Here is a 4723-nt window from a genome sequence, read left to right as displayed (position 1 = left end):
TCGCAATGCGATTGAGGGGAAATTTGGGCAAGGCAAGCGACGGTTTGGCTTAGGATGCATCCGCGCCAAGTTAGCGACAACGGCGGCGACGGTGATGGCGCTGACGATGGTGGTGATGAACCTGGAGCGGTGGCTCCGCCATGTCTTGTTGTGGCTTTTGGCGTGGATCTGGTCGGTGGTGAGATGGTTGAGACGCGGTTTGGAGGGTACTAGGCAAGTGACTGTACAGTCTAGGGATTGCGGTTATCTATCGGTATTGTTGTCTGCAGGTCAAACTAGATAGAAATAATGCTGCACTGAGGAAGATTCCCTTTTTTCAGCAAGCCCTATTTACTTCCTATATCCAGAAGCAAAACTGGCTCAACATGATTTTGAAAATCCTTATACCTGGTGGAATTTTGAGAGCTAAGCCATATCACTGAACGGGTGACAAGGCAGATCAAAATCATACAGGACTGAACGTTGAGACAATGGAGGGGACAAAAAAATAGGGAGCTTCAGTACAGCTCCAACTACAATGTTCAGTCATTTATTGCGGCACTTGATAGCTTGCCATCCCCCTAAAAGGCACTGTCCAATGGGGGTTAAGCCTTACCGGATAAGGCTTGATTCCGTAGCTCCCAGTGCTTTTAATGCTGCTTTCCGAGCCTCGGTAAACCCTCGGACTCCGGCAATATTCATGCCTTCATAGGGAAGATCGAGGCGATCACTGGCGAGGCAGGTGCCCGTTTGCCAGTCCCAGGTTTTCCAGGTTTCGTCTTGACTGCTGCTGTAGAGTCGCTGGCCATCTGGAGAAAATTTAATGGTCAGAATTGCGCCTTGATGACTGCTGATGCAAGTAACACACTGCCCGGTTTGCCAGTGCCAAAGTCGGATATTGCCGTCGTGGCAGTAGGTGGCCAGCAACTCACCGTCAGGATGCCAGGCGATCGCACTCAAGATGGTGGGATGTTCCAGAGTGCGCAGGCTAGCGATCTCATCCCCGACCTGCCAGATGCGGGCAGTGTTGTCGTAGCCACCGCTGGTGAGGTACTGCCCATCGGGGCTCCAGCCGAGGCACCAGATCCAGTGGGTATGGCCTGTCAGCAGATGGGCGCATTCCCAGGTTTGGGGATCCCATAGCCCGATAGTGAAGTCACCCGCGGCACTAGCAAGCCAGCGTCCGGCAGGGTGCCAGCGCACCGATAAAATCCAGCTGGTTTGGGCCGTCAGGGTTTTCACAGGGGTAGACTGGGCCGGATGCCAGAGGTGAATGGTGCTATCAACGCTGCCGCTGGCCAGAAGATCCTGGATGGGGTGCCAATCCACCGACCACACCCAGTTGGTATGTCCTTTGAGGATTTGGGTGCAGCGCAGGGGCGATCGCTGCCAGATCCGCAGGGTGCAGTCATGGGAGGCACTGACCAGGGTATCGCCGGTCGGGTTCCAGCACAGGTCGGTGATCAGGTGGCTGTGGCCAAAGGCATGGGTGAAGCTTGGCGGTGAGTCGGCCCCGCAGAGCCGCACAATCGTGTCGTCGCAGCCCAGGGCCAGGGTTTGACCATCGGGAGAGGGGGCGATCGCGCGAATGTTGGCCATGTGCCCGGTGAGGCTTTTCAGGCACTGGCCGGTGGTGGTGTCCCACAGTTTGAGGGTGCCATCGTGGCCACCACTGACGATCAGCGGTTGGTGCGGGTGCCAGCGGGCATACCAGACCCAGTTTTGGTGACTGCGCAGAATCTGCAGACAGCGCCCCGCCGCCACATCCCACAGCCGTACCGTGGCATCGTGGGAGCTGCTGGCTAGCCAGCGACCATCGGGGCTCCAGTCCAAACTCCAGACGGTTTCGGGATGACCGTTGAGATGGCGCGGGGTCTGATCGCTGTGGGGATACCAGAGGACAATGCCTCCATCATCGCAGCTGATGGCCAGGGTTTGCCCGTCAGGGCTCCAGGTGGCCCACCGAATGGGCACCGCCTCACGCCAGGTTTGCCGACAGGTGCCCGTTTTGGCATCCCAGAGTTTGACGGTGCTGTCGCTACTAGAGCTGGCCAGGACGTTCGAGTCGGGATGCCAACTGAGGCTATTGACAATATCGGTGTGGGCCGCCAGGAGGGTTGGAGCCTGGTCGGTGAAGGGATGCCACAGGCGAATGCAGCCATCAATGCCGCCGATCGCCAGGCAGTCTGACCCTATCCAGGCGATGGCGCGGGCAATGGTGGGAGCCACCACTAGGGTGGACTGGAGCTGCCCCGTAGCCAGGTTCGTAATTTTGACAGTCTGATCTTCGCTACAGGTCGCCAGCCAGCGGCCATCAGCACTGGGTCGCAAATCCCACACGTAGCTGTGATGCAGGGGATAGCTCTGCATTGGCTGCATTGCGGCACTATCCCACAGGCGTACGACCCCGATATCGTCGCCTGTGATCAGGCAATCCCCTGCCGGGCTATAGCCGAGGGAAAAAATGCTGCCGAAGGTTTGCTTAAAAGCCGAGTCCCGAAAATCAGCCTGGGCAAAGTTCAGCCGTTGAAACAGCCGATGGCGCAGATCCGCCTGGCGAATGGTTAACCGTGAGAAGTCGAAGCCGGCTAGATCGAGGTCGAGGGTATTACTCAAGTTGATCAGGTTACCGGCCCCGTAGCCCGCGATCGCTGATTCCCGAATTGCTGCTAGAACCCTTTGCAACTGCTGCCGCTGCCGCTCCGGAGTGGGGAAGCGATCGCCAAATTGAGCGGCAATGGGCTGCACAATCAGCCGCCGCTGGGTTTCGGTCATGTAGTCTCGCACGGTGAGTTTGAGCAACGCAAACTGCTGCCACCGCTGCGGCTGCCCCATCTCCAGTTCCTGATTGATCTGTTCAATCAATTGGTCGGTGACGTATTCCATCACCACAGGCTGGAGGGTATAGCGCTTGTTCTGGGTTTCGATCAGCCCTCGCCAGCGGAGCGACTCCAGCGCTTCCAGCAATTTCACCTTGGGTACAGGGGGCACCAAATCAGTGGCTAATTCCGCGATCGCGGTCCAGTTGCGGTTAATGACCAGCCAGGTCATGATCGCCTGCTCTAAGGCGCTCAGCCGTTGGCATTGCTCCTCTAGCAATCGCCGTACACTATTGAAGATGACGACATCTTCCGCCAGAAACGCGCCGATGTCGCTGTCAAATAAGTCTTGAATGGTGGTGGCAACGATTTTCAGCGCGAGGGGATTGTAGCTGTAGCGATCGCACAACGCTCGTTGCTGCTCTGCCGTCCCCTGCAACCCCTTTTCTTGCATGAGGGCGATCGCCGTTGCCACTGAACCACTGAGTTGCAACGTGCGGGTACTGCCGTCCAGCCCTTCCAGAGCGGCAATTTCAGCAGGCTTTTCTCGACTGGTGAGCAGCAGGCAGCTTTGATGGGGCGTTTCCCCCAACAGCCGGATTAGTTCCCCGTAGTCCTCATAGCCCTCCCGGTAGTACCCGGCATGATCCCCCGATTGCAGAATGGTTTCCAGGTTGTCCAGCACGATCAGGCAACGCCTTTCTCGTAGCCAGTGCACCAGCCGCGAGCGATCGCCCTTAGTTTCCTGATGCTCAGAGAGGAGGTCGATCAGGTCAGCCAGCAAGGTGGCAAGGGGTGGAGCGTTGCCCAGCGATCGCCAGATGATGTGGGTGAAGAGTGAGGGTGGCGGGGTGGTCGGCGGAGTAATTGGGGTTGCCATCTCACGATTGTGCCATCCCCCCATCTCACCGTCCATCTCACCATCTCGCTCCTCCGTTTCCCTGCTCCCTTGCTCCCCAACTTCCCTAGCCAACTCCCTCGTCACCTTCGTCGTCAACGTACTCTTGCCAATGCCGCCCATGCCCAACACCGCAATCAGCCGACAGCGTTCTGCTTCAATCCAGCATCGCAGCAGCGCTTGCTCCTCTTCCCGCCCGTAGAACTGGCTGACGTCGGGGGCTTCACCCCAGGAGAGGATGGGAGGATGGAGAGATGGGGAGATGGGGGGATAAGACTGAAAATCCTGCTGCTCTCCTGTATCCTGCTCCCCTGCTCTTCCACTCCCTTGCTCCCCTGCATCTATCCCATACCGCCGAATCGCTGCCTTAAAATTCTTCTTATTGACGGATTCTCCCAAGGCTTGACTCAGCACTTTCCAAAACTTGGGGCCAACGTCGGTGGTGAGGTAGTTGATGGAGTAGCCCGCTGTATCGGCGATTTGCAGATAGGTTTTGCCATGCCAGGAACCCTCGAAAATCAGGGTTTCGATGTCGCTGAGGGAGCGCCCCAGAGCTGATTGCATGGCGGCATTGGCGATCGCAAGGGCATCCTCAAATGGCATGGTTGGCACCACTAAAAACAGCCTGAACTATCTGACTCTACCGGAAGGTGATCGGTTATGTCGGTAGCTTACTGCATTGTATTTGATGTGAAACCGAGGCTAGCGACCCTACAATCCCGTGCTTGTTGAGGCGTTCAGGGTAATTCCGGTAGGTGGTAAGGATTGAGTTTTGGGAAATGATTGCTGCCGCTGACCCATTGGCGATTCACCGGGGGCGCGATGGGTGGCAAGGCTACCCCAAGTCGATAGAGAGCTAGACGGAGTCCCCAGAGACGCGACCCGATTGCTCAGGTTGATCAAATTACAGAACTGACACATCACACCGCTCCCTTTCGAATCACGTAGTAGTCGTTCATGATGTCGTGGGGCAGTTCATGCAGCTCGCAAGACTGAAACCCGGCGGCTTGCAGCATTTCCATCGCCT

2 protein-coding genes are annotated in these 4723 nt (G+C 57.1%); one reads left to right on the top strand and one right to left on the bottom strand.

Annotation, left to right across the window (positions count from 1 at the left end):
- Window positions 1-283: transposase (locus tag V6D20_19215; GenBank protein ID HEY9817912.1), on the top strand; the 283-nt coding region annotated here is incomplete at its 5' end.
- A 308-nt stretch (window positions 284-591) separates the two neighbouring features.
- On the opposite strand, the gene V6D20_19210 is transcribed toward V6D20_19215, so the two are convergent.
- A complete protein-coding gene (locus V6D20_19210) occupies window positions 592-4299 on the bottom strand; it encodes a hypothetical protein (GenBank protein ID HEY9817911.1) in 3708 nt (1235 codons plus the stop codon).
- Between the last annotated feature and the right edge of the window lie 424 nt (window positions 4300-4723).

This window comes from Candidatus Obscuribacterales bacterium (assembly GCA_036703605.1).
Taxonomy (GTDB): domain Bacteria; phylum Cyanobacteriota; class Cyanobacteriia; order RECH01; family RECH01; genus RECH01.
Note: the sequence above shows the minus strand (reverse complement) of the source record. Positions and strands in the feature narration are given on the sequence as shown.

Coding starts and splice junctions, on each gene's coding strand:
- V6D20_19210 (HEY9817911.1), bottom strand. CDS start 4,299: ATGCCATTTGAGGATGCCCTTGCGATCGCCAATGCCGCCATGCAATCA.